The sequence below is a fragment of the Kovacikia sp. CALU 1929 genome (genome assembly GCF_056784235.1).
The window spans coordinates 1-2,141 of record NZ_JBXBCF010000025.1 but is presented as its reverse complement, the minus strand read 5'-3'; the positions used below and the strand labels follow the sequence as shown (position 1 = coordinate 2,141).

Annotated in this window: 2 protein-coding genes; both read left to right on the top strand. The window is 47.2% G+C overall.

The features are described 5' to 3' along the window. Nucleotides 1-399: IS200/IS605 family transposase (tnpA, locus tag AC1S52_RS01810; protein WP_482027334.1), on the top strand; the 399-nt coding region annotated here is incomplete at its 5' end. Nucleotides 400-678: 279 nt separating this feature from the next. Continuing rightward, a complete protein-coding gene (locus tag AC1S52_RS01805) occupies nt 679-1,809 on the top strand; it encodes a type IV pilin-like G/H family protein (RefSeq protein WP_482027333.1) in 1,131 nt (376 codons plus the stop codon). Nucleotides 1,810-2,141: the final 332 nt, after the last annotated feature.

Sequence of the window (2,141 nt, the reverse complement as noted above, 5' to 3'; positions counted from 1 at the left end):
CGGTTAACAGTCCATATCGTCTGGGTAACGAAGTATCGCTACGCGGTGCTCAAAGGTGAGATTCAAAAGCGATGCCGGGAACTGATTATCCAGGTGTGTGACGCAGAAGATGTCACAATTCTCAAAGGAGCAGTCAGCAAGGATCCTGTGCATCTGCTTATTGAGTATCCGACATCAAACTCAGTGAGAGACCTGGTCAAGCGGATGAAAGGGCGAAGTTCAAGTTTGTTGCAGCAAGAGTACCCAGAATTGCAAAAGCGATATTGGGGCAAGCATTTTTGGGCGATGGGTTATGGTGCATGGAGTACCGGGAATCTGACTGAGCAGTTAGTGGAGGAGTCTTTCGAGCATCATCGGAGTCCATCGAATCAGGAGCTCGATAACTTCCTACTTGAGTAGATTAACTTGGGCTTTCAGCCCTTTAGGAACCTATGCACTTTCAGTGCATAGTGGTTCAGTAATTCGCTAATAAATTGAAGTCACCATTTTTAATTTTGCGAGTATCTTGAAATAGTAATGATTTCATCAGTAGTTTGAAGTTATACCCCTTCCACTAAAGCCTTACAGAGTAGCTTGATTAAGCTACTTGCCTACTGTGTTTGATCGCCTAGTGGTTCCAAATAACTTGAGATTCCTGCTCAATCTCTACCGAGTCACTTCTTGTAAACCGCTCATCCTATGACTCAACCGAATCTCTTGGACTCTGCAAAACAAGGTGATCCAGAAGCGATCGCTAAACTCATGAATTTTACCCTCCAGCCTAAAGGAATTACGGCTGAGGCGCAGCGGCAGGGTGATTGTCTTGAGGTGGTTCTAACTTCAAATCGGGCGCTAAATTCAACAGCCCTGGTTAGTTTTGTTCAGAAAGGGATAACCAATCTAGGGATTTTGTCGATTCAAACCATAAAGGTTTCCGGGAAAAAAGTTGGGGAAGACTCTCCAGCATGGGCAGAAAGGTTTGAGATCTCCGGGGTCAGAAGTGCTACGGGTGACAGTTCCACAAGCGAGAACCCGGCTGTTTCTCAATCTTCTTCGCCGATGATGGATCGTTCAGCGAAACCAGCAAAACCACTGTTTAATCGTTACTGGGGAAATCAATTTCCGGCGGTAAGCGTTAACTTGAGTAAGCTGAAAACGCTTACAAAACGTCTGGGGTTGCAGACTCGGAAGCGGCTAGATCACTGGCTGGCGATCGCCGAACGTGCCACATCTCAAAGGCGACTTTATGGTACACGGGTTCCAGTCAGAGTGCGTTCCTCTAAATATGCTACGGCATTAATGGTTGCGGTGTTACCTGCGTTTTTGCTAGGGGCGATCGCCGCTGTGGTTGCTTCTATGGCTCAGGGTGGGTCTAGTCAAACCGGGATGCAATCCTCCAACGCGCTCTCTGGAGGGCAGAAAGGCAATCCACCCAGTCAGGCTCAACTAGAGCAACAGACAGAAGTGAGAACCTATCTGGATAAGATGAATAAAGCGCAACGGGATTTCTATCTTAAAAATGGTCGATTCGCTTCCAGTTTAGAAGAGTTAGAGCGATCTGCTGATGTCATCTCACTGCTGTCGCAAAGTCACTATACCTATAAGCTCACAGTTTCCAGTGGCACTCAAGCTCAGTTGACGGCTGTACCAAAAGCAGAAGGCTTAAAGAGTTTTACAGGGGTTGTACAGGCGGCAAAAACAGGAAGTAGCTCTAGACAGGCAGTGACCACTATTTGTGAATCCAACCAACCTTCCCAGATCCCTCCATTGGTGCAAGTGCCTGAGAACAGTCAAATTCAGTGCCCTGCTGATTCAGCCAGAATTTCTTGATGCATTGCTGAATGTTATGTATGATTTAGCCCACCCTGCGGGAAGCAAGCGACATCCCCAACCCTTCTCCCTCTCCCAAAGGGCTAGGGCTAGGGTGAGGGCAGATTTTTCGGTTCATATCTCGATTCAGCAACGCCCCCCATTAGCTCTGGCTCACGTTGAGCCATAATTTCTATCTGCTCCACCTGCTGGGTAATGTTTCAAATTTGTTGTTTTCCATCAAAGAAACTGCTTTGATGGAGGAGTCGGCAATTATGGAAACGTTAGCATGGTTTTAGAACCAGTCCGCTGTCCCAGCTGTGATGGGATTGAGGTGATCAAACACGGCACAA

Excerpts from the sequence above, each read along its gene's own strand:
- AC1S52_RS01805 (WP_482027333.1), top strand. The coding sequence starts at position 679 with ATGACTCAACCGAATCTCTTGGACTCTGCAAAACAAGGTGATCCAGAA.